Here is a 21141-nt window from a genome sequence, read left to right as displayed (position 1 = left end):
CCCGTTACCGCCTGGCTGCCTCAGCGCCAGTCGCGACGGTGGTGATGGCGGTAGTAACCGTCACCGCGGCCGTAGTAGACGGGTGCCGGACGGTAGTACACCGGCGGCGGCGCGTAGTACACGGGCGCCGGGCGGTAGTAAACCGGCGGCGGGGGCGCGTAGTAGGCCTGTGGCGCGTTGTAGTAGACGGGCTGCGGCGGGGCGTAGTAGCCCGGCTGGGCCACGCCGACCGCGATGCCAGGGGCGTTGACGCCGACCGACCAGCTCACGCCGTTGGCGTTGGCCGATGCAGCCGTGAACAAGGCACCTGCAGCCACGGCGGCGGCGGCAGACCATTTGAAGAAGGTTGAACGGTTGAAGCTCATGGTGGGATCTCCGGTTACAGGCGGAATTTTCGCCGATGTGGGTATTGAACGCGTCAGGTGCAAATCAGGTGCACTCCCTTGTGTGAAGAAGGTTGCCAAAAGTAACCCGTATAAACCTGCCCCCTAGAATGAACAGATGACTTCTCCCGTTGACAAAGACACCGCCAAGCCGAGCAATTTCCTGCGCCACGTGATCGAAAACGACCTCGAACAGGGCGCCTACGCCGCACGCAAATGGGGCGGCAGCCCCGGCGACGCGCAACACCATGCGCAGGGCATGCAAGACCCGGCCAAGGTGCGCATGCGCTTTCCGCCCGAGCCCAACGGCTACCTGCACATCGGCCATGCCAAGAGCATCTGGCTGAACTTCGAGCTGGCCAAAGAGTACGGCGGCGTATGCCACCTGCGCTTTGACGACACCAATCCCGAGAAGGAAGAGCAGGAATACGTCGACAGCATCCGCGACGCGGTGAAGTGGCTCGGTTACGAAACCTTCCTGGCCGACCGCCCCAGCGCGCCCGGCACGATGCAGCCGCACGAATACTTTGCCAGCGACTACTTCGACTTCATGTACCGCGCGGCCGAGTACCTGATCACGGCCGGCCTGGCCTACGTGGACGAGCAAAGCGCCGACGAGATCCGCCACAACCGCGGCGACTTCAACACGCCCGGCACCCACAGCCCGTTCCGCGCCCGCACGCCCGACGAAAACCTCGCCCGCTTTCGCGCCATGCGCGACGGCCAGCTCGAAGACGGCGCCGCCATCCTGCGCGCCAAGATCGACATGGCGAGCCCCAACATCAACATGCGCGACCCGGCGCTCTACCGCATTCGCCGGGCCACGCACCACAACACCGGCGACAAGTGGTGCATCTACCCGATGTACACCTTTGCGCACCCGATCGAAGACGCGCTGGAGCAGATCACCCATTCCATCTGCACGCTGGAGTTTGAAGACCAGCGCCCGTTCTACGACTGGCTGCTCGATCGCCTGGCCGAAGGCGGCCTCGTCGCCAGCCCGCACCCGCGCCAGTACGAATTTGCGCGCCTGAACGTCACGCACGTCATCACCAGCAAGCGCAAGCTGCGCCAGCTGGTCGAAGAAAAGCACGTCGACGGCTGGGACGACCCCCGCATGCCCACCCTCGCCGGCCTGCGCCGCCGCGGCTACACGCCCGAGGCGCTGCAACTGTTCTGCGAACGCAGCGGCGTGACCAAGTCCGGCGGCTGGATCGACTACGCCAGCCTCGAAGCCGCGCTGCGCGACACCCTCGACCCCATCGCCCCACGCGCCATGGCCGTGCTCGACCCGGTCAAGCTCGTCATCACCAACTGGGGCGAACTGATGGGCGGCGACGACGTGCTCGACGACTGCACCGCCCCCGTGAACCCGCGCGACGCCGAAGGGGGCCTGCGCCGCTTCAAGATCGGCCGCGAGGTGTGGATCGAACGCACCGACTACGAAGACGTGCAGCCCAAGGGCTTCTTCCGCCTGTTCCCCGGCAACAAGGTGCGCCTGAAATACGGCCACACCATCGAATGCATCGGCGGCACGCGCGATGCCAGCGGCAAGCTGACGGAGGTGCAAGCCAAGCTGGTGCCCGACACCAAGAGCGGCACGCCCGGCGCGGACGCGATCAAGGTCAAGGGCAACATCACCTGGGTGGCCGTGGCCGATGCCGTGCCGGCCGAAGTGCGCCTGTACGAGCGGCTGTTTGCGGCGGCGCAGCCGGGCAGCGGGGAGCTGCTGGACGAGCTCAATAAAGAGAGCCTGGTGACCTGCGCGGCGTTCGTGGAGCCGTCACTGGCCGCTGCGGCGGCGGGCGGCGCGGGGTATCAGTTCGAGCGGCATGGGTACTTTGTGGTGGATGCGAAGGCGGCCGAGGACGGGAAGTTTGTGTTCAATCGGGCTGCGGGGATGCGGGATAGCTGGGGGAAATAGCAGTCCTTCTACGTAGTCGCTGAAAAGAGGCCGACGCGTTGCCAGCAGTACTCGCTGTTCAGCTTCCCGTCTGTTCGCGCCGCTATCCTGTCGGCTTCTTGTGGGATGGACAGTGACAGCAGGGTCGCACGCCCGCGTCTCTCATCCCTTCGCCACCCACCTCAGCGCAGGAGCCTTTCATACATGCAAGCCGTTTCCATCCATGTGGTCGATGTCGCCAACGGTGTCGTTGCCACGGGCATGCGGGTCGACATCGTGCGCGCTGACGGCGCGCCCGGCACTGCCGAGGGTGAGCGCTGGACGCCGGTGGCGACGGGCAAGGTCGGGCGCAATGGGGTGATGGATGGCATCGAGGGGCGCGAGCGGTTGTTCGACGTCGGCGTGTACGAGTTGCGGCTGCATGTGGCCGACTACTATCGCGCGCGCGGCACGCCGTCGTTGCCGCAGCCGGCCTTCATGGAGGTGCAGGTGTTCCGCTTCGGCATTGCCGACGCTTCGCAGCACTACCACCTGCCGGTGAAGCTCACGCCGTGGGGGCTGTCGTGCTTTCGCGGGGCGGCTTGAGGGTGTGGTGAGCCGAAAACCCGATTAATCGACTCATTTTTTGAGCCGATTAACCTAAAATGCGGCGCATGGCTTCACATGCTCCGCACTACATCTGGCAGCAGCCCGACTGGCCGCAACTCCATTTCGACTTCGCAGCCGCTGGCCCTGCGTTGCTGCGGGCGCGCGAATTAAAGGGCCAGGCCAACGGCATGGCGCGGGCGATTGGGCTGGAGTCGATGGACGCCATTGCGCAGGAACTCTGGATGCAGGAAGCGGTTGCCACCGCCGCCATCGAGGGCGAGACGCTGGATCTGGCCGCTGTGCGCTCGTCCGTGCTGCGGCACCTTGGCGCGGACGACCGCGGGCCGCACCTTCGCCATGTCGATGGCCTGGTCGAGGTGATTCAGGATGCGACGCTCAACTTCCGCGAACCGCTGGACACCGACAGGCTCTGCCGTTGGCAATCGGCGCTGTTTCCGGGCGGCACTGCAGGCATCCGTCGCATCGCGGTAGGCCGCTTCCGCGACCACGCCGACGCGATGCAGATTGTGAGCGGCGCGCTGGGCAAGGAGGTCGTGCACTACACGGCGCCGGCTTCGGCCGACGTGCCGCGCGAGATGGAGGCCTTCCTCCAGTGGTTCGCGGCCACCACGCCCCTGCCCGGTCGCCCGGCTGCGATGGACGGGATCGCACGGGCGGCCATCGCACATGTGTGGTTCGAGACGATTCACCCGTTCGAGGACGGCAATGGCCGCATCGGCCGCGCCGTTTCCGATATGGCGCTGGCGCAGGACAGCGGCGCACCGACCCGGCTCTACAGCCTGTCGCGCCAGGTTCTGGTCGAGCGGCGTGGCTACTACGACGCGCTGGCGCAGGCCCAGCGCGGTGGCGTCGACGTGACAGCTTTCGTTCAATGGTTTGCCGACGTGTTCGGTCGCGCCTGTGTGGCGGCCGGTGAGGTGATCCAGGCCTCGCTCGAACGATCGCGCTTCTGGGCCACTCAGGCGCAGGGTGCCGCCATCAACGAGCGCCAGAGAAAGCTGCTGCAGCGCCTGCTGCTCGCGGGTGACGGCGGCTTTCTGGGTGGCCTCAATGTCGAGAAGTATCTGAAGATGGTCGACGCGTCGAAAGCCACAGCCACACGCGACCTGTCGGATCTGGTGCAGCATGGCTTGTTGCACACCACCGGCCAGGGCAAGGCGCTGCGCTACTACGTCAGCGTGCCGGGTTGGGCGCATGGGCGGGATGAGCCGGATCACCCCCCCTTCGCAAACCGCCGCCGGTAGTCCCGCGGCGCCACGCCCAGGTGGCGCTGGAAGGTCACGCGCATGCGCTCCTCGTCGCCGAAGCCGCACAGGCGTGCGACCTGGTCGACGTTGCGGGTTGAATCTTCCAGCAGCCGCCGCGCGGCCTCCAGCCTGAACACTTCCACCGCCTTGGCCGGCGTGCGGCCGGTCTTCTGCTTGTAGACGCGGGCAAAGTTGCGCGGGCTCATGCGTGCCTGCTCGGCCAGCAACTCGACGCCGAGCCTCGGGTGATCCAGGTGGCCGGCGATCCAGAGGTTCAGTTCGTCGAAGGTGGCGGTGGCGTCTTCGGCCTGGGCCTGCAACATGCCGCTGTACTGCGACTGGCCGCCGGGGCGCTTGAGAAACACGACCAGCTCGCGCGCCGCCTCCATGGCCACCTCGTGGCCGCAATCGGCCTCGACCAGCGCCAGCGCAAGGTCGATGCCGGCGGTGACGCCGGCTGACGTCCACACCGCGCCCTGCTGCACGAAGATGGCGTCGCGGTCGACCTGCACCGACGGAAAGCGCTGGCCCAGCATGTCGCACATGGCCCAGTGGGTGGCGGCGCGCTTGTCGTCGAGCAGACCGGCCGCGGCCAGCAGGAAGGCGCCGCTGCACACCGACGCGGTGCGGCGCGTGGCGCGCGAGGCGCGGCGCAGCCACTTGACGAGCGGCACGGCGTGGTCGAGCACGCGTTCGATGTGCGGCGAGCCGGGCACGATGAGCGTGTCGACCGACGAAGGCCGGAACGTCGACAGCGGCGCGGTGTTCAGCTCGAGCCCTTCGGCACTGCGCACCAGGCCGCCTTCGACGCTGGCATTCAGGCGCTCGTAGCCCTTCAGGCCGCGCGCCTCCATCGCCTTGGTGGCCGCCCAGAACACGGTTTGCGCGCCGCTCAGGTCGAGCAGGCCGACCTCGGGAAAGGCGACGAACAAGACGCGCCGTGCGCGCGGGCGCTTTGGCGTTACGTTTGGCAGTATTTCAGGGGTCTTCGTCATTTCCGCCAGATGGGTTCGCTTTCACAATGACGGCATCAAAACACAGATGCGCAAAGGAATCCTCATGAAAATCGTTGTCATCGGCGGCACCGGCCTCATCGGCAGCAAGCTCGTCAAGCTTCTTCAGCAGCGCGGCCACGAGGCCGTGGCGGCCTCGCCCAACACGGGCGTCAACACGCTCACCGGCGAGGGCCTGGCCGAAGCGCTCGCGGGCGCGCAGGTGGTGGTCGACGTGGCCAATTCGCCAACCTTCGAAGACAAGGCCGTGCTCCACTTCTTCGAGACCTCGGGCCGCAACCTGCTCGCGGCAGAAGTCGCTGCGGGGGTGAAGCACCACGTGGCGCTGGCGGTGGTCGGCACCGAGCGGCTGCAGGCCAGCGGCTACTTCCGCGCCAAGCTGGCGCAAGAGGCGCTGATCAAGGCCGGCAAAGTCCCCTACACGATCGTGCGGGCTACGCAGTTCCTGGAGTTCCTCGGCGGCATCGCGCAGGGAGGCACCGAGGGGCAGACGACGCGGCTCTCGACCGCGCACCTGCAGCCGATCGCGGCCGACGACGTGGCCGCGGCGATGGCCGACTACACGTTGGGCGCGCCGGTCAACGGCATGGTCGAAATCGCCGGGCCGGAGCGCGCGAGCCTGTCCACGATGGTGCAGCGCTACCTGAGCGCCACCAACGACCCGCGCACCGTAGTGCCCGATGCCAAGGCCCTGTACTTCGGCGTGGAGCTGAACGACCAGTCGCTCACGCCGGGCGACAAGCCGTGGCTCGGTTCGATCACCCTCGAGACCTGGCTGGCCCGACAGGCTAGCCCTGTGCAGTAGGACGGACGACGATCTCGCCGACGTCCACGTCGGCGGGTTGTTCGATCGCGAAGGCGATGGCTCGTGCGATCGCCTCCGGCGATATCGCGAACTTGTCCATGGATGCGAGGGTCTGCGCCTTCAGCGCCGGGTCGGTCATGGATTCCGCGAAGTTCGTCCGCGTGAAGCCCGGTGAAATGACCGTCACGCGCAGTTTCTCGCCAGCCTCCTGCCGCAAGCCCTCCGAGATCGCACGCACCGCCAGCTTGGTGCCGGCATAGACCGCCATGTTCGGCACGATACGATGCGCCGCGGTCGACGCGATGTTGACGAAGTGGCCGGAGCCCTGCGCGCGGAACACGGGCAGTGCCGAGGCGATGCCGTACAGCACACCCTTGATGTTGATGTCGACCATGGCCTCCCAATCCTCGACGCGCAGATCGTCGAGCGGTGAAATCGGCCCGATGCCGGCGTTGCTGACAAGCACGTCGAGCTTTCCATAGCGCTCGCACGCCAGGCCGACAAGCTGCGACAGGTCGTCGCGCCGGGTCACGTCGGTAGGGGCGCAGACGGCTTCACCGCCCGCCTCCGCGATGCGGGCGACCAGGGCCTCGAGGCGGTTCAGGCCGCGCGCACCGAGCACGACTTTTGCGCCACGCGAGGCCAACAACAACGCGGTCGCCTCGCCGATGCCGCTGCTGGCGCCCGTGATGGCGATGATCTTGTTTCTGATTCCTGGCATGACGCGTTCCTTTGCAGACAAGCTGCATGATGTGGCGCGTCGGTCGATTCCGCCCCTATCGATTCGCCGCCATTCTTCATTGAACGTACGGACTTCATGGACCCGCTGTCGGACGTCTTTTCCCTGCTCAAGGTCGACAGCGTGCTGTCGGCGTGTATCGAGGTGCGCGGCGCCTGGGCGATGCGGTTTTCGGGCCTCCCGCACGCCAAGTTTGGCGGCGTCATGGAAGGATCGTTCTGGCTGTGGACCGAGGACGGGGCGCCGCCAGTCCATCTCGGGACGGGAGATTTCTTCCTGCTGACACGCGGGCAGCCCTATTGCACGGGCAGCGACCCGGCACTGGCGCCTGTCGATGGGCGTGAAATCCTCGCCGCCTGCCTTGGCCCGGACGGGATCGTTCGCCATGGCGAAGCGGGCGAGAAGGCCAGTGCGGCGGGAGGCCGCTTCGTCTTCGACGATGACACCGGTGATCTGCTCCTGCAGCTGCTGCCGCCGCTGATTCACGTGCGGGCCGCTTCCGAAAGTGCCGCGCCGCTGCGCGCCCTGCTCGAGCTTCTCCGTCTCGAGACGGCGACCGCAGGGCCCGGTGCCGCGGTCGTCGCCACGAATCTCGCGAACATGGTGCTCGTGCAGATCCTGCGGGTGCACCTGGCCTCGGGTGTTCACACGCCCGGTTGGCTGGGCGCCCTTGCCGACCCGAAGATCGGTGCGGCCCTGGGCCTGATGCACGCCGACATCGCCCGCCGCTGGATCGTCGAGGAACTCGCATCGGCGGTTGCGATGTCGCGCACGGCTTTCACCGAGCGCTTCAAGGCGCGGGTCGGAGTGCCGCCGCTGCGCTACCTGATCGACTGGCGCATGGCAGTCGCGGGCGCGGCCCTGAGAGCGGGCGACAAGAGCCTCTCCGTTATTGCCGAGAGTGTCGGCTATGGCTCCGACACCGCGTTCAGTTCTGCCTTCAAGCGCACGATGGGGCAAAGCCCCGGGCGCTACCGAGCAGCGGGCGGTTATGGCGCGTCCCAGGCGATGGCTCGACGCTATGCTGCCTCGCCATGACACCTGCCCCCGCGAGCCGCCTGATCCGCTTCAACAAGCCCTACGGCGTGCTCAGCCAGTTCACGCCAGAGGGCCGCTGGCGCGGGCTGAAGGACTTCATCGACATCCCGGGCATCTACGTGGCCGGCCGCCTCGATGCCGACAGCGAGGGGCTGCTGCTGCTCACCGACGACGGCAGGCTGCAGGCCCGCATCGCCGATCCGCGCTTCAAGATGGAAAAGGTCTACTGGGTGCAGGTGGAAGGCGTGCCGACCGATGCGGCACTGGCCGCCTTGCGCGCGGGCGTTGAGCTCAACGACGGCATGACCCTCCCGGCGCGTGCGCGCCTGCTCGATCCGCCGCCCGATGTGTGGGAGCGGCAGCCGCCGATCCGCGAACGCCGCAGCATTCCCACGGCCTGGCTGGAGCTGGCCATCCGCGAAGGCCGCAACCGCCAGGTGCGCCGCATGACGGCGGCCGTGGGGCTGCCGACGCTGCGCCTGATTCGCGCCGCGATCGGGCCCCACACGCTGGACGGGCTGGCACCCGGAAGCTGGTCGGGCGACGCAGCGCTTTAAGCTGGAGGCATCGGGCCCGGAATTCGCAGGGTTCTCGTTTTTGTCTGGAGTGATGATGAAGCTGCGTTTGAAAAAACTTTTCCTCGGGCTGGCGGCCTGCCTGGCACTCGCGCCGCTTTCGCCGCTCATGGCGCAAACCGACAGCAAGCCGCTGCGCATCGTGGTGCCGTTTGCGCCCGGTGGTGCGCAGGACGTGATCGCGCGCTACCTCGGCGCCAAGCTCACCGGCAAGCTGGGCGGCACGGTCATCGTCGACAACAAGGCGGGCGCGGGCGGCATCGTGGCCGCCGATGCAGTGGCCAAGGCCACCGATGGCGCCACGGTGCTGATGGCCACCGGCGGCGCCATCACGGTCGCGCCGCAACTCCAGTCCAAGCTGCCTTACGACCCGCGGCACGACCTGGTGCCGGTGGCCCTGATCGCAGACACGCCGATGACGGTGGCGGTGCGCTCCGACAGCGCCTACAAGACGCTGGCCGACGCGCTGCGCGATGCGAAGGCACGCCCCGGCCAGGTGACCTACGCCTCCACCGGCAACGGCACGGTGTCGCATCTCACCGGTGCGCTGCTGGGCCAGGCCGCCGGCGTCACGCTGCTGCACGTTCCCTACCGCGGTGCTGCCCCTGCCCTGACCGACCTGATGGGCGGGCAGGTTGCCATGATCGTCACCAGCGCCGCGTCGATCGATCCGATGGTCCAGAGCGGCAAGGCCCGCGTGCTCGGCACCTTCTCGAAGGCGCACCTGCCAACGCTCGGCAATCCGCCCACGGTGGGCGAAGCCGCCAAGCTGCGCGGCATGGAGGTGCCGATCTGGGTGGGCGTGATGGCGCCGGCCCGCATGCCGGCCGAACAGGTGAAAAAGCTCTCGGCCGCGCTGCTCGAGGTGTGCCAGTTGCCCGAGACGAAGCAGCACTTTGCCCAGCTCGGCGCGGTCAGCACCTGCGGCGGCAGCGCAGAGCTCGACAAGGTCATCGCTGAAGACAGCCAGCGCTGGGCCAACGTCGTCAAGCTCGGCGGCATCAAGATTGATTGAAGAAGCAGCGCAGCGCCAGCGCGTCGGCATCGCGGGCGCCGGCGCCATCGCGCTCGCCAGTGCGGCCTGGCTGGTGCGGGCCGGGCACGGCGCCATGCTGTGGTCGCCCGGCGGCGCCGGCACCGAAGCCTTGCGCACGAACCCGCTGCATGCCGAAGGGCTGCACCAGGGCACGCTGGCGGTGCAGGTGGCGGACGACCCGGCCCAACTCTGCCGCGAGAGCGACGTGCTGCTGGTTGCCGTGCCGGCCAACGGCCACCGCCGCGTGATGGATGCGCTGCTGCCATGGCTGCGTGACGGGCAGGTGGTGATCGTCAGTTCGATGGCATCGCTGTCGGCCCTCTACCTGCACGAGAGCGCCTTGCGTGCCGGCAGGCGCGTGACTGTCGTCAGCTTCAACACCACGGTGTTGACCGCGCGCCGCGCGTCGCCCGGGCATGTGCGCATCATGATGCGGCGCAGCGCGGTGGGCGTCTCGGCGCTGCCGCAGGCGCAGACGGGTGCTGCGGTGACGCTGTGCACCGCGCTCTTCGGCGACGGCTTCTCGGCGCAGTCGAATGCGCTGGCCAGCGCCCTGTCCAACGTCAACCCCGGCACCCATGTGCCGTTGGCGCTGTTCAACTGGACGCGCATCGAACGCGCCGAGGCCTGGCCGCAGTACCACTGCCTCACGCCGGGCGTGGCGCGGGTGATCGAGACACTGGACGCCGAGCGGCGCGCGCTGGCCGCGGCCTTCGGCATCGAGGTCGGCAGTGTCGAGGCGCATTTCGCGCGCTCCTTCGGCACCACCTCCACGCGCTTGCAGGACATCGCGGACGAGCTGCACGCGCAGCGCGGCGGCCCGCCCGGGCCGACCCGGCTGGACACGCGTTTTCTGACGGAAGACATTCCGTACGGGCTGGTGTTTCTGCAGGCGCTGGGCCGCGTGGCGGGCGTGCCGATGCCGGCGACCCGCACGATGGTGGACAGTGCTGCAATGGTGGCCGGCCGCGACCATGCGCTGGACAACGACCTGCTCGAGCCGCTCGGCCTCGCGGCCGAAACGGTCGCGGGCCTGCAGGCCCGGCTGCGCTGATCAGGCCGCCGCCACTGCCGCCGCTTCAGGAAAAATCGGCTCGCCCATGTTGAGCATGAGCCGATTGGCCCATGCGAAAAGCGCCACGGCATGCACCAGGTCGAGCACTTCCATGTCGCTCAGCCCGGCGTGACGCAGCGCGCGCACGTGTTCGGCCGAAAGTGCATCGGGCTTCAGCGCGAGTTCGGCCGAGAACTTGACGATGGCCTGCTCGCGCGGCGTGGTGCCGGCCGAAAGAGGGTCTTCGAACAACTGCGCGATCACGTCGTTGCGCTTGGCCAGTTGTTCGAAGCGCTGGGCGTGAACCGACGCGCAGTAGACGCAGCCGTTGAGGCGAGACTCCACCGTGGCCCCCAGCTCGCGTTCGGCGCGTGGCATGCCGCCGGGCGCGAACATGATGGCGTTGAAGGCAATCGAGCGCTGCAGCAGCATTTCGGGCTGGTGCGCCAGCAGCAGGAAGTAGGCGGACTGCTTGGCCTGCGGGCTCATTTCTTCCAGCGCAGCGATCTGCTCCGGGCTCGCGGTGGCGAGGTCGACCGTCTCGAGCCAGGCCTTCCAGCCGAGCACCTCGTTGGTGAAGCCGTGGCTGCGGATCGGCGTGCTCGCGAGTACGGCGCTCATGCTGCTGCCCCCGCTTCGGCCATGGCCTGCAGGCCGACAACCACGCGGATCTGGTACGACAGAAACGCGATCAGCTGGCCCAGCGCAACGACGGCAGGGGTGCTGAGGCCGGCACGCAAGAGCGCATCGATCGCCGCGCGGTCGCCCTCGATCGGGCGGTCGATCAGCTTGGCGGTGAACCCCAGGATCGTCTGCAGGCGTGCATCGGCCGGCGGCGTTGCGTTGCCGCTGGCGACGGCATCGACCAGGGCGGCATCGGCACCGTCAGCCACCAGGCGGCTGCGGTAGTGCGCGGCAAGGCTGTCGGCCTTCGACAGCCGGCATGCATGCAGCGCCACCAGCAACCGCTCGGTCACGGAGATGCCCTGCACCGCCGGCGAAAACATGCCCTCGTAGCTGCCCTGCGTGGAGGCGACGACCTTGGGTCGCTCGCGCCGCAGTGCGTAGAGGGGATGGTCCGGGGCCAGCGGAACGGCCTGGTCGATCACGTCGTCGGGCGTCGGTGCAGAAGATGTCATGTCGTTGTGTGGATGGCTGTGGTCAAACAAGAGAAACGGTGCGCGCAGCGGGCGGTGGTGCCGGCACCCATTCGTCGCCGAGCAGTTCAGGTTCGTCGTAGGCCTCGAGGTTTGCGAAATGCTGCTCGAAGTCCTCGCGGTAGAACAGGCTGGCCAGGCCGCTTGCCAGGCGCTTTGCGCCATCGCTGATGGCCGGGATGTCGCCCGACACGGTGCCATGCGACAAGGCGGCCGGGTAGCAGAAGCAGTGGATGCGGTCGAGCCCCGGGCATGCGCCGGCGGATTTTTCCTGCAACTCGAAGGCCGGCCCCAGGTCGGGCGAGTCGGCCAGTTCTTCGTCTTCGTTGCCCGGCGCGGGCACGAACCGGTCTTTCCAGGCGCGGATGTGCGGCGCGATGGCCGCGAACTCGGGCCGGCTGAACCAGTCGATGCGAAAACCGGTGGCGACGATCAGGAAGTCGACCTCGAAATCGCCCCTGGGCGTCGAGATGGCCAGCGCGTCGCCCACCATCTCGACGCCGCGGATCGGGCAGCCGAAATTGAAGCGCACGTTGGCGTGGCTCGAAACACGCTGGGTACTGCCGCGCGGAGGCGGCACGTTCGCGACGTTGATGTAATGGCGCACGCGCCACTTGAATTCGTCGGGCAGGTCGTAGTGGCCCTGCGTGAGGCCCGGCACGCCGGCGCCCTTGCCCTTGTTGACGCGCGGCAGGTCGTCGCGCCGGATCAGCAGGTCGACGCTGCGCGCGCCGGCTTCCAGCGCCGTGGCGGCGCTGTCCATCGACGACGAACCGGCACCGATCACGCCGACGCGCAGGCCGGCGAGGCTGTCGTAATCCATCTCGTCCGAGGAGTGGGCCCACTTGCCCCGCGGCAGCCCGCGCACGAAGGCCGGCACCGTCGGGCCGCCCAGGCCGTCGCGGCCGGTGGCCAGCACGACGCGGCGCGCCAGCACGCTGCGGGCGCCATCGGGCGTCTGCAGGTCGAGGCCAACCAGCGCGTCGGCACGCGGATGGATGGCGACCACCTGCGTGTCGTTGCGCACGTCCACCGCCATCACGCGCCGGTACCAGCGCAGGTAGTCCATCCATTGCAGCCGCGGGATCTTGTCCATCGCCGTCCAGGCGTCCAGCCCGAACTGCGCCTCGAACCAGGCGCGGAACGTGAGTGCCGGCAGGCCCATGGCCGGGCCGGTGAGTTCCTTGGGCGAGCGCAGCGTCTCCATGCGCGCGGTGGTGGCCCAGGGGCCTTCGAAGCCGGCGCTTGCACGGTCGAACACCACGGCGCGGATACCCAGCTGCGCGAGGCCGACGGCGGCGGCCAGGCCGGCCTGGCCGCCGCCGATGATCGCCACGTCGAGCACCGCTTCACCGGCATGCAGGCACGGCGGCATCCAGTCGCGTGCCGGCCAGCCGAGCCATTCGAGGTCTTTGGCAAGGCGCCGTTCGAGCGCGGCCAGACCGTCGGGCGATGAGAGGAAAGAAGGATCGGGTTTCATGGGGAGGATGGTGGGTTCAGTCCAGGCTGATGTTGGCAGTCTTGGCAACCTCTGCCCACTTCAGCCGGTTGGCATGCACGGTCTGCTTGAACTGCGCCGGGGTTTCGATGCGCACGGTGTTGCCCTGGCTTTCGAATTTGGCCCGCAGCTCGGGCTGCTCCATCACCGTGCGGATAGCGGCGTTGAGCTTGTTGACGATGGCCGGGTCGGTTCCCTTGGGCGCAAACACGGCGAACCAGATGGCGCTGTCGAAGCCCTTGGTGCCTGGCAGCCCGCTCGATGCGATGGTCGGCACATCGCTCACGGCCGGAACCGGCTTGACGGTGGTCACGCCCAGCAGCCGCACCTTGCCGGCCTTGAGCTGCGGCAGCGCCGTCTGCACCTGGTTCATGATGCAGCAGGTCTCGCCGCGCACCACCGACAGGATGGCCTCCGGCCCGCCCTTGTAGGGCACGTGGATCATGTTGAGGCCCAGCCGCGAATTGAACTCGGCAAAGGCCATGTGTGTGCCGGCACCGTTGCCGGTGGAGGCGTAGTTGTACTTGCCGGGGTTGGCCTTGACCAGGTCGACGAACTCCTTCAGCGTCTTCGCGTCGATGACCTCGGGATTCACCATGAGCACGTTCGAGACGTCGAGCACCGGCGCGACCGGCACGAAGTCGGCTTCCACGTCGAACGGCAGCTTCTTGTAGAGCGCGGCATTGCTGCCGTGCGTCGCGGCCGTGCCGAAGACGAGGGTGTAGCCGTCCGGCTTCGAGTTGGCCACGTACTCGCTGGCGATGTTGCCGGCGGCGCCGGACTTGTAGTCGATGACGACGGGCTGCCCCAACTGCTTGCCGAGCGGCTCCTGGATGGCACGGGCGACGACGTCCACGCCGGAGCCGGCCGGGAAGCCCATGATCATCGTGACCGGCTTGGTCGGCCACTCTTCGGCCGCGGCCGGCAGGGCCGGCACGACGAGCGAAGCGGCAAATGCCAGGCACAGTGCGGCGCGCTGGCAGGGGTGGCGAAAGGCGTTCATCTGGACTCTCTGAAAGTTGAAGGAATAACCGGGCGACGCAATGTCCGTGCGCGGGCCGCGGCGCTTCAGCAGTGCCGCTGCATCCGGTCGAGCGCGGATTGCATGTCGCGCATCAGATCGTTGCACGACTCCAGCCCTGCGTGGATGCGCAGCAACGGGCCTTCATGCGTCCACGGACGAACCGCGCGGGTCGGCGGATCCATCGGCAGGGCCAGGCTCTCGAAGCCACCCCACGACAGGCCGATGCCGAACAATTCGAGGCTGTCGAAGAAGATACCCAATGCCGCGCGGCCTACCGGTTGCAGGGCTACTGCGAACAGGCCGCTCGCGCCCTTGAAGTCTCGCCGCCAGAGCGCATGGCCCGGATCGTCCTGCAGCGCCGGGTGCAGCACCTGCGCCACCATCGGATGGCGTGCCATGCTCTCCGCGAGCAGCACGCCATTCTCCCAGTGCCGGTGCAGCCGCACCGAGAGGCTGCGGAGGCCGCGCAGCGCCAGGTACAGGTCGTCGGGCCCTGCGGTCTGGCCGAAATCGTGGGCGGTCTGCTGCAGCAGGGGCCAGGCCCGCTCGTTGGCCGTTACCGCGCCGAGCAGCGCATCGGAGTGGCCCACGATGTACTTGGTGGCAGCCTGGATCGACACGTCCACGCCGTGCTCGAACGGCTTGAAGAAGAGCGGGCTGGCCCAGGTGTTGTCCATCACCACGAAGGCACCGACCCTGTGCGCCTCGTGCGCGATGGCCGGGATGTCCTGCACCTCGAACGTGGTGGAGCCTGGCGATTCGACGAACACCACACGCGTCGTCGGCCGCATCTGCCGGCGGATGTCGCAGCCGGCCAGCGGGTCGAAGAATTCGACCTCGATGCCGAAGCGCCGGAGCACGGTGAGCGCAAAGGCGCGGGTCGGGCCGTACACGCTGTCGGTGATCAAGGCGTGGTCGCCGGGCTTCAGAAAGGCCAGCAGGCTGTGCGTGCAGGCCGCCAGCCCGGACGGAAACACAATGGCCTGGTGGCCACCTTCCAGCTCGGCGATGGCGGTCTCGAGCGCGCGGGTGGTCGGCGTTCCGAAGCGGCCGTAAGAGGCATACGGGTTGCCCGGCAGCTTGCGCGACTCCCATTCGCTGAGCGAACTCGACAGGATGGTGGAGCCGCGAAAGACCGGCGTGTTGACCATGCCGTGGTGGCTGGAAGAGCTGCGCCCGGTACGCACCAGGCAGGTTTCGGATTCGAAGATGGTCAAGGCAACGGACTTTCGCGCAAACGCTGTTGTGGACGAAGCCAGTCTAGAAAACCAAGGCCGGGTTTGTTTTGCTGAAATTGCCTCGAATGGCGCTGCGGTAGCAAAATCTTGCTCTCAGCTCCAGATTCTTCGAACAAATACGCCATTCATGGACAAAGTCGACAAATCCATCCTCGAAATGCTGCAAGTCAATGCCGCTGCGTCGCTGCAGGAGATCAGCGAGCGCGTCAGCCTGTCGGCCACGCCCTGCTGGCGCCGCATCCAGCGGCTGGAGCGCGAGGGCTACATCCGGCAGCGGGTGGCGCTGCTCGATCCGGACAAGCTGAACGTGGGCGTCACCGTCTTCGTGTCGGTTCGCACCAGCGAGCACAACGAACGCTGGTTCCAGCGCTTCACGGCCGTGGTCGCGGCCATTCCGCAGATCGTCGAGTTCTACCGGATGAGCGGCGATGTCGACTACCTGCTGCGCGTGGTGGTCCCCGACATCAAGGGCTACGACGCGGTCTACCAGCGGCTGATCCGGGAGATCGAGCTGTCCGACGTGAGTTCGAGCTTCGCGATGGAGCAGATCAAGTACACCACCGCGCTGCCGCTCGACTACGCCTGAGAGTTGATGCGCGGCAGCCGCACCTCGAAGCGGGTGCCGTCTTCGTCGGTCGACGTGACGCTGATGACGCCCGAATGCGCGGTCACGATTTCGTGGGCGGCATAGAGGCCGAGCCCCATGTTGGCGCCCGACGCCTGCCAGGCCACGTCGTCGACGTCGCGCACCAGCGGCTCGAAGATGGTGGGCAAGACCCCGGGGGAGATCGTGGCGCCGATGCTGTGCACCGCGAGCACCACCTCGTCGGCCGCGGTTCCGTCCAGGGTGATGGCGATCGGTTTTTCGGCTTCGCCGTACTTCAGCGCATTGAAGATCAGGTTGGCCACGACCTGGTGCAGCCGGTGGACATCCCAGTGGCCCTGCAGGTTGCCACGGATGTCGAGATCGATCACGCGCTCCGGGTGGATGGCGAGGATCTCTTCGATGGTCTCGCGCGTGAACTTGTCGAGATCGACCGTGTCGGGCTGGATGGCGACCTTGGCGCCCAGGCGATTGCGGGCGTATTCGACCAGATCGTCCAGCAGCGCCTTCATGTGGGCCACGCTGCGCAGCGTGATGGTGGCCCTGCTCTTCGGGTCGCCGTCGGGCCGGCTGCGCGCCTCCAGCTGGGCGCAGCTCGCGATGATGCTGAGCGGCCCGCGCAGGTCGTGCCCCAGCACGCCAAGGAACAGATCGCGCGCGTGGTCGACCTCCACCAGAAAGAACTTGAGCGACTCGGCGAGCGCCTCGTCCACGGCCTCGTTGAAGCGCGTCAGGTCTTCGACATCGTGGCTCGAGAACGTCGTGTGGCTGGCGACCCAGAGGCGCAGGATGGTTGCGCGCAAGGCGCGGTACTCGGCCACCATCTGGCTGATCTCGAAGCCGTTGCGCGCGCGCTGCTTCGCGTGGGCACGCGCCGGCCCCTCCGAGCCTCTGGCTTCGGGCACGACGGGATCCTTCGCGCCTTGGCGCGCGTCGTCCTCTTTCGGCCGACCCATGTCGACGACGATCTCGGTCAGGATCTGGGACGCGTGGTCGCGCAGCGCCTGTTCGCTCAGGTTCCGGTCCGCCGGCTGGTTGGTGCGGGCGAACGCCGTCCACTCTTCCAGGATGGCTTCACGGTTGGCAAGGATGAATTCTGCAAGACGCACGCCGACTCAAGCCTGCGGGTTGCTTCGCGGCGCCGGGGCCGCGGTGGGGTGGGTGATCATGGCATTCTTCCTGGCGCCGACAGGCGCAAACAGCGGCTATTGTCGGCTAGCGCACGAAGGCGGCTCGCTAGACTGGTGGCATGTCCCGTCAGCGCGCCCCATTCGCCCCACCCCCCTCCCCTCTGAACCGCCGCTCCGCCCTGCTCGGCGCGGCGGCGCTGCTGGCGCTGCCCCTGGCGCGCGGCAAGGCTCGACCGGCCCCGCCGCCGCCGGCCGTGTGGCCGCGCGCGGCGCAGGTGCCGGGCGGCATCGCGCGGCTGTCGCTGGGCCCTGCAGCGGCGCGGCCGCTGGCGCGCGACGGTGAGCTGCCCCTGCTAGTGCTCGGCGACGCGATCGAATGGACGGCCCTGGTCGGCATCCCGCTGGCCACCGCCCCCGGCGAGGCGCGCATCTCGGTGCAGCAGGCCGAAGGCGGCGCAACGCGCGAGCTCGCCTACATGGTGGCGCCCAAGCAGTACAGCGAGCAGCGCCTCAAGGTGGCGCCCGGCACGGTGGATCTGTCGCCCGAGGACGAGGCGCGCTACAACCGCGAGCGCGCGCACCTGGCCACCGTCATGGCCACCTTCACCGAGCCCCAGTTGCAGGAACTGCGCATGCGCGTGCCGGTGCCGGGCCGGCGCTCCAGCTCGTTCGGGCTGCGGCGCGTGTTCAACGGGCAGTCGCGCAATCCGCACAGCGGCATGGACATCGCCGCCGGTACTGGCACACCGGTGCTGGCGCCGCTGCCGGGACGCGTGATCGACACCGGCGACTATTTCTTCAACGGCGGCACGGTGTGGCTCGATCACGGCGGCGGGCTGCTGAGCATGTACTGCCACCTGAGCGCCGTCGACGTGAAGCCGGGCGATGTGCTCAAGACCGGCGAGCGCTTCTGTGCGGTGGGCGCCACCGGCCGCGTGACCGGGCCGCACCTGCACTGGTCGGTGATGCTGAACCGCGCGATGGTGGATCCGGCGCTGTTCATCGCGGCCTGAGGTTCAGCGCGCGGCCTGCGCGCCCGGCCACAGCCGCACCATCAATGTCGCTGCTCGTTCGCCATCCGGGACACGGCCACTCGCCCCGAATCAACCTCGACCGCCGAGACCACCCGTTCAGAGAACAAGGCTCAATAGTTCGCTTCGACGTTCGCCTGGAAGCTAAAGATTTGCGGAAAAGACGCGCACGTAGTTTCCGCCGAGAAGCTTTCGAACGTCCGGGACTTGAAAGCCATGCGCGAGCAGCGCCTGCGCCAAAAGCGGGAGATCCCGGTACGACGAGAAAACGGACGGACCGACAAGGCCTCGCATGTCGCTCCCAAGGCCGACGTGATCGATACCGATCGCATCCACCATCCTCGCCATGCCCGCAGCCAATGCGGGCATGTCGGGGAAGATGCTAGCGGGAGGCCAGATGCCGACGAGACCACCCGTATCGGCGACCACGTGCGCGTGTTCTGCGGAAACGAGACGACTGCGGGGTCCGGGCTGCGACGACAGCGATGTATGAGACAGGACCAGCGGCTTGGTCGTCACACCTGCCGCTCGCTTTACCAGATCGTAGGTGCCGTGCGCCACGTCCACCACGATGCCCAACCGGTTGCAGCGTTTGATGACTTCCGCGCCAAAGTCGGTCAGGCCGCCGTGCACCGTCGGTTCAGTCTGGATGTCGCCAAGTGCGTTGACGCGATAGTGCACCAACTGAAGATGCCGCAACGCCCAGTGGTCGTACGCCTCATCTACGCGGTCCGTCTTTCCCTCGAGGAAGTCGCCGCCTTCTGCGCTGACGATGACCGAGGGCCGATCACTGCGGGCCAGCACGAGGGCGGCAGCGTTCTTGATCAAGGTCAAATTCTGAGCATGCGCCAACTCGTGAATACGCTTGAATGACCGCTGCCCGTAGGCGTACAGCTCCCCAGGTTCCGGAGCACGAAAGGGCCTGATGCGACGATCTGCGGTCACGTGGTGCGTGGGTGAATCGGACACGGTGGCCAGGCAAACCACCGCCATGCCGCCCTCGCGCATGGGGTCTGCGACCGGCGTGAACGGATCGTCGTCGTTGACACGGCGCAATCCAATAACACCGCCGGCATGCGAGTGCACATCTACCGTCGCCATGTCCTCGATCGACTTGCGCGCTTCTGCTTCTGACACTTGCGTTGCCAGGGCGGCAAACGCTTCGAGGTTCGCGGCGGCTAGGCAAGCCAGGGTTGTCGCCTTCAATACCTGGCGTCGATTGAACGCACCATCTTCGCCATTTTCTACCTCGACCAACCGCGCGCCCCGGAGTTGAAAGCGCCAGCCGGCTTCGTCGCTCCGCAAGTGGTGCAGCGTCCCTCTCAAGCGAATCCGAGAGCCGGTGATGGCCACAGGAACCTTGGCAAATACTTCAATTCGCCGAGTAGCGTCTGCCGGCAGACAGTCGAGGCAGCACGAAGGGTCTTCGACCAGCGCGAAGTAGTCGGCTTCAGCCTGCACAGAAAACGGCGCGATCCACCCCTGCACTTCTAAAACTTCGCCATCGATCACGGCGGCGAGCTCGGAAAATTTTGTCGACGCCCGGTCTCTCACTTGCATTGCTATCGGCCTGGTCACGTGGAAGCTCCTGTTGGAATGATCGATCCGACCAACTTCGAGTTGAAGGTCAGCAGGGCGAGCAAGGCTGGAAAGAGCAGGCAGATGCGGTGCCAAGCGAACGCCGTCCCCTGTTTCGGAGTTCAGAACTGACTGAGAGTCGACAGCGGTCGAGCAGTTCAGAACTCAGTGAGAAAAATTCGAGAGTCAGTGAGAGTCGACAATCAGCGCGCCCACGGCAGAGGCCGTGGCCAGCGCGGTCACCCCCATCCAGCCCCACTGCGCCAGCGCCAGTGCACCCAGCGCCGAGCCGACGGCCATGCCGATGAACATGCCGGTGAACAGCACGGCATTGAGCCGGCTGCGCGCGGCGGGCTCGATGCCGTAGACGATGGTCTGGTGTGCGATCAGCGTGGCCTGCACGCCCAGGTCGAAGCCGATCGCGCTGGCCACCAGAAGACCCAGGCGGGCATGCGGCGCCAGCAGCGGCGACAACGCCATGACGCCGAACGACACGATCACCAGACCCGCGCCGAGGCGCGCGACCCGTCCCGGCCCACGCCGGTCGGCCAGGCGGCCGGCGATGGGTGCGGCCAGCGCACCGGCGGCACCGGCCAGGCCGAAGGCGCCGGCTGCGGCGCTGCCGAGGTGGAAAGGCTCGCCGTGCAGCATCACCGCCAGCGTCGACCAGAACGCGCTGAAACCCACCGACAGCAGGCCCTGCGACAGCGTGGCGCGGCGCAGCGCGCCGTGCCGCTGCCACAGCCGGGCCAGCGAACCGAGCAATGCGCCGTAGGCCAGGTGCATGGTCGGGCGGAAGCGCGGCAGCCCACGCCAGGCGGCCGCGCCGATCAGCGCGATGCTGGCCGCCGCCGCGATGAACATCGCGCGCCAGCCGAAATGCTCGGCCACGAAGCCGCTGACCACGCGCGACAGCAGGATGCCGAGCAGCAGCCCCGTCATCACCGTGCCGACGATCTTGCCGCGGTGCGCTTCGGGCGCCAGCGTGGCGGCGGCGGGCACGATGTCCTGCGCCATGGTCGCCGCGATCCCGATGACCAGGCTGGCGGCGAGCAGCATGCCGATGCCGGGCGCGGCGGCGGCCACCAGCAGCGCGGCGCACAGCACCGCCGCCTTGATGACGATGATGCGGCACCGGTCGTACCGGTCGCCCAGCGGCACCAGCAGCAGGATGCCGAGCGCGTAGCCCAGTTGCGTGAGCGTGGGCACGAACCCGACGGCGCGGGCCGACGCGCCGATGTCGGCGCCGAGCACGCCGAGCATCGGCTGGCTGTAGTAGAGCGCCGCCGCAGCCAGGCCGGCGCCGGTTGCCAGCAGCAGGATCAGCGACGCCGGCAGGCTGGCGCTGGATGGCGCGGGCACGATGACATCAGTCGCATGCGCACATTGAATGGAGTTCATGGTGTAAACCCTTGGTTTTCGAGAAGGTTGGCGAGTGTGCCCCTTGGGTTTCGTTGGCGGTAGTGGCATGGCGCGCAC

Annotated in this window: 21 protein-coding genes; 10 read left to right on the top strand and 11 right to left on the bottom strand. The window is 67.6% G+C overall.

What is annotated here, in order from left to right:
• Positions 1-20: 20 nt before the first annotated feature.
• Entirely contained in the window at positions 21-365 is a 345-nt protein-coding gene (locus QTI05_RS12755) for a hypothetical protein (protein ID WP_286624682.1), read from the bottom strand.
• A 136-nt stretch (positions 366-501) separates the two neighbouring features.
• Here QTI05_RS12755 and QTI05_RS12750 point away from each other — a divergent pair, with 136 nt between their 5' ends.
• From QTI05_RS12750 to QTI05_RS12740, 3 genes are all read left to right on the top strand, one after another.
• Positions 502-2307 carry a glutamine--tRNA ligase/YqeY domain fusion protein gene (locus QTI05_RS12750; protein ID WP_286624683.1) on the top strand — a complete coding sequence of 602 codons (1806 nt, stop codon included), beginning with the start codon at positions 502-504 and terminating at the stop codon, positions 2305-2307.
• Between the two features lie 183 nt (positions 2308-2490).
• A complete protein-coding gene (locus QTI05_RS12745) occupies positions 2491-2871 on the top strand; it encodes a hydroxyisourate hydrolase (RefSeq protein ID WP_286547007.1) in 381 nt (126 codons plus the stop codon).
• Between the two features lie 68 nt (positions 2872-2939).
• Positions 2940-4139 (top strand): Fic family protein, encoded by a 1200-nt coding sequence (locus tag QTI05_RS12740; RefSeq protein WP_286624685.1) that lies wholly within the window; start codon positions 2940-2942, stop codon positions 4137-4139.
• Here QTI05_RS12740 and QTI05_RS12735 read toward each other — a convergent pair.
• Positions 4109-5137: a GlxA family transcriptional regulator gene (locus QTI05_RS12735; RefSeq protein ID WP_286624686.1), complete on the bottom strand. Its 1029-nt coding sequence runs from the start codon at positions 5135-5137 to the stop codon at positions 4109-4111. The genes QTI05_RS12740 and QTI05_RS12735 overlap by 31 nt on opposite strands.
• Positions 5138-5201: 64 nt before the next feature.
• On the opposite strand from QTI05_RS12735, the gene QTI05_RS12730 reads away from it, so the two are divergent.
• The gene (locus QTI05_RS12730) at positions 5202-5960 is read left to right on the top strand and encodes an SDR family oxidoreductase (RefSeq protein ID WP_286624688.1); all 759 of its coding nucleotides are present in this window, start codon (positions 5202-5204) and stop codon (positions 5958-5960) included.
• Here QTI05_RS12730 and QTI05_RS12725 read toward each other — a convergent pair.
• Positions 5944-6681: an SDR family oxidoreductase gene (locus QTI05_RS12725; protein WP_286624690.1), complete on the bottom strand. Its 738-nt coding sequence runs from the start codon at positions 6679-6681 to the stop codon at positions 5944-5946. The two genes, QTI05_RS12730 and QTI05_RS12725, sit on opposite strands and share 17 nt — an antisense overlap.
• Before the next feature lie 96 nt (positions 6682-6777).
• Between QTI05_RS12725 and QTI05_RS12720 the strand changes: the two genes are divergently transcribed.
• The 4 genes from QTI05_RS12720 to QTI05_RS12705 all read left to right on the top strand — a co-directional run bounded on the left by QTI05_RS12720 (position 6778) and on the right by QTI05_RS12705 (position 10402).
• On the top strand, positions 6778-7737 hold the full coding sequence (locus tag QTI05_RS12720) for an AraC family transcriptional regulator (protein WP_286624691.1): 960 nt from the start codon (positions 6778-6780) through the stop codon (positions 7735-7737).
• Positions 7734-8294: a pseudouridine synthase gene (locus QTI05_RS12715; RefSeq protein ID WP_286624693.1), complete on the top strand. Its 561-nt coding sequence runs from the start codon at positions 7734-7736 to the stop codon at positions 8292-8294. The genes QTI05_RS12720 and QTI05_RS12715 overlap by 4 nt, the downstream gene beginning before the upstream one ends.
• 67 nt (positions 8295-8361) lie before the next feature.
• Positions 8362-9327: a Bug family tripartite tricarboxylate transporter substrate binding protein gene (locus QTI05_RS12710; RefSeq protein ID WP_286624695.1), complete on the top strand. Its 966-nt coding sequence runs from the start codon at positions 8362-8364 to the stop codon at positions 9325-9327.
• Positions 9320-10402, top strand: coding sequence for an NAD/NADP octopine/nopaline dehydrogenase family protein (locus QTI05_RS12705; RefSeq protein ID WP_286624697.1), 1083 nt, complete (start codon positions 9320-9322; stop codon positions 10400-10402). The genes QTI05_RS12710 and QTI05_RS12705 overlap by 8 nt, the downstream gene beginning before the upstream one ends.
• Here QTI05_RS12705 and QTI05_RS12700 read toward each other — a convergent pair whose 3' ends face one another.
• The 5 genes from QTI05_RS12700 to metC form a co-directional block, all read right to left on the bottom strand.
• Positions 10403-11023 (bottom strand): peroxidase-related enzyme, encoded by a 621-nt coding sequence (locus QTI05_RS12700; protein ID WP_286624698.1) that lies wholly within the window; start codon positions 11021-11023, stop codon positions 10403-10405.
• On the bottom strand, positions 11020-11541 hold the full coding sequence (locus QTI05_RS12695; protein WP_286624699.1) for a CMD domain protein: 522 nt from the start codon (positions 11539-11541) through the stop codon (positions 11020-11022). The genes QTI05_RS12700 and QTI05_RS12695 overlap by 4 nt, the downstream gene beginning before the upstream one ends.
• Before the next feature lie 22 nt (positions 11542-11563).
• Positions 11564-13039 carry an NAD(P)-binding domain-containing protein gene (locus QTI05_RS12690; RefSeq protein ID WP_286624700.1) on the bottom strand — a complete coding sequence of 492 codons (1476 nt, stop codon included), beginning with the start codon at positions 13037-13039 and terminating at the stop codon, positions 11564-11566.
• A 16-nt stretch (positions 13040-13055) separates the two neighbouring features.
• On the bottom strand, positions 13056-14060 hold the full coding sequence (locus QTI05_RS12685) for a Bug family tripartite tricarboxylate transporter substrate binding protein (RefSeq protein ID WP_286624701.1): 1005 nt from the start codon (positions 14058-14060) through the stop codon (positions 13056-13058).
• A gap of 65 nt (positions 14061-14125) precedes the next feature.
• Complete coding sequence (metC, locus tag QTI05_RS12680; protein ID WP_286624843.1) at positions 14126-15292, bottom strand: cystathionine beta-lyase; 1167 nt, start codon at positions 15290-15292, stop codon at positions 14126-14128.
• Positions 15293-15446: 154 nt separating this feature from the next.
• Between metC and QTI05_RS12675 the strand changes: the two genes are divergently transcribed.
• Positions 15447-15905 carry an Lrp/AsnC family transcriptional regulator gene (locus tag QTI05_RS12675; protein ID WP_286546994.1) on the top strand — a complete coding sequence of 153 codons (459 nt, stop codon included), beginning with the start codon at positions 15447-15449 and terminating at the stop codon, positions 15903-15905.
• Here the strand turns inward: QTI05_RS12675 and QTI05_RS12670 are convergent.
• The gene (locus QTI05_RS12670) at positions 15896-17032 is read right to left on the bottom strand and encodes a sensor histidine kinase (RefSeq protein ID WP_286624702.1); all 1137 of its coding nucleotides are present in this window, start codon (positions 17030-17032) and stop codon (positions 15896-15898) included. The genes QTI05_RS12675 and QTI05_RS12670 overlap by 10 nt on opposite strands.
• Positions 17033-17172: 140 nt before the next feature.
• On the opposite strand from QTI05_RS12670, the gene QTI05_RS12665 reads away from it, so the two are divergent.
• On the top strand, positions 17173-18066 hold the full coding sequence (locus QTI05_RS12665; RefSeq protein ID WP_286624703.1) for a M23 family metallopeptidase: 894 nt from the start codon (positions 17173-17175) through the stop codon (positions 18064-18066).
• 162 nt (positions 18067-18228) lie between these two features.
• On the opposite strand, the gene QTI05_RS12660 is transcribed toward QTI05_RS12665, so the two are convergent.
• Entirely contained in the window at positions 18229-19758 is a 1530-nt protein-coding gene (locus QTI05_RS12660) for a dipeptidase (RefSeq protein WP_286657816.1), read from the bottom strand.
• Positions 19759-19848: 90 nt separating this feature from the next.
• Positions 19849-21063: an MFS transporter gene (locus tag QTI05_RS12655; RefSeq protein ID WP_286624705.1), complete on the bottom strand. Its 1215-nt coding sequence runs from the start codon at positions 21061-21063 to the stop codon at positions 19849-19851.
• Positions 21064-21141: the final 78 nt, after the last annotated feature.

The organism is Variovorax fucosicus, from assembly GCF_030316825.1.
Classification (GTDB): domain Bacteria; phylum Pseudomonadota; class Gammaproteobacteria; order Burkholderiales; family Burkholderiaceae_C; genus Variovorax; species Variovorax fucosicus.
This window is presented reverse-complemented; position numbering and strand designations above follow the sequence as displayed.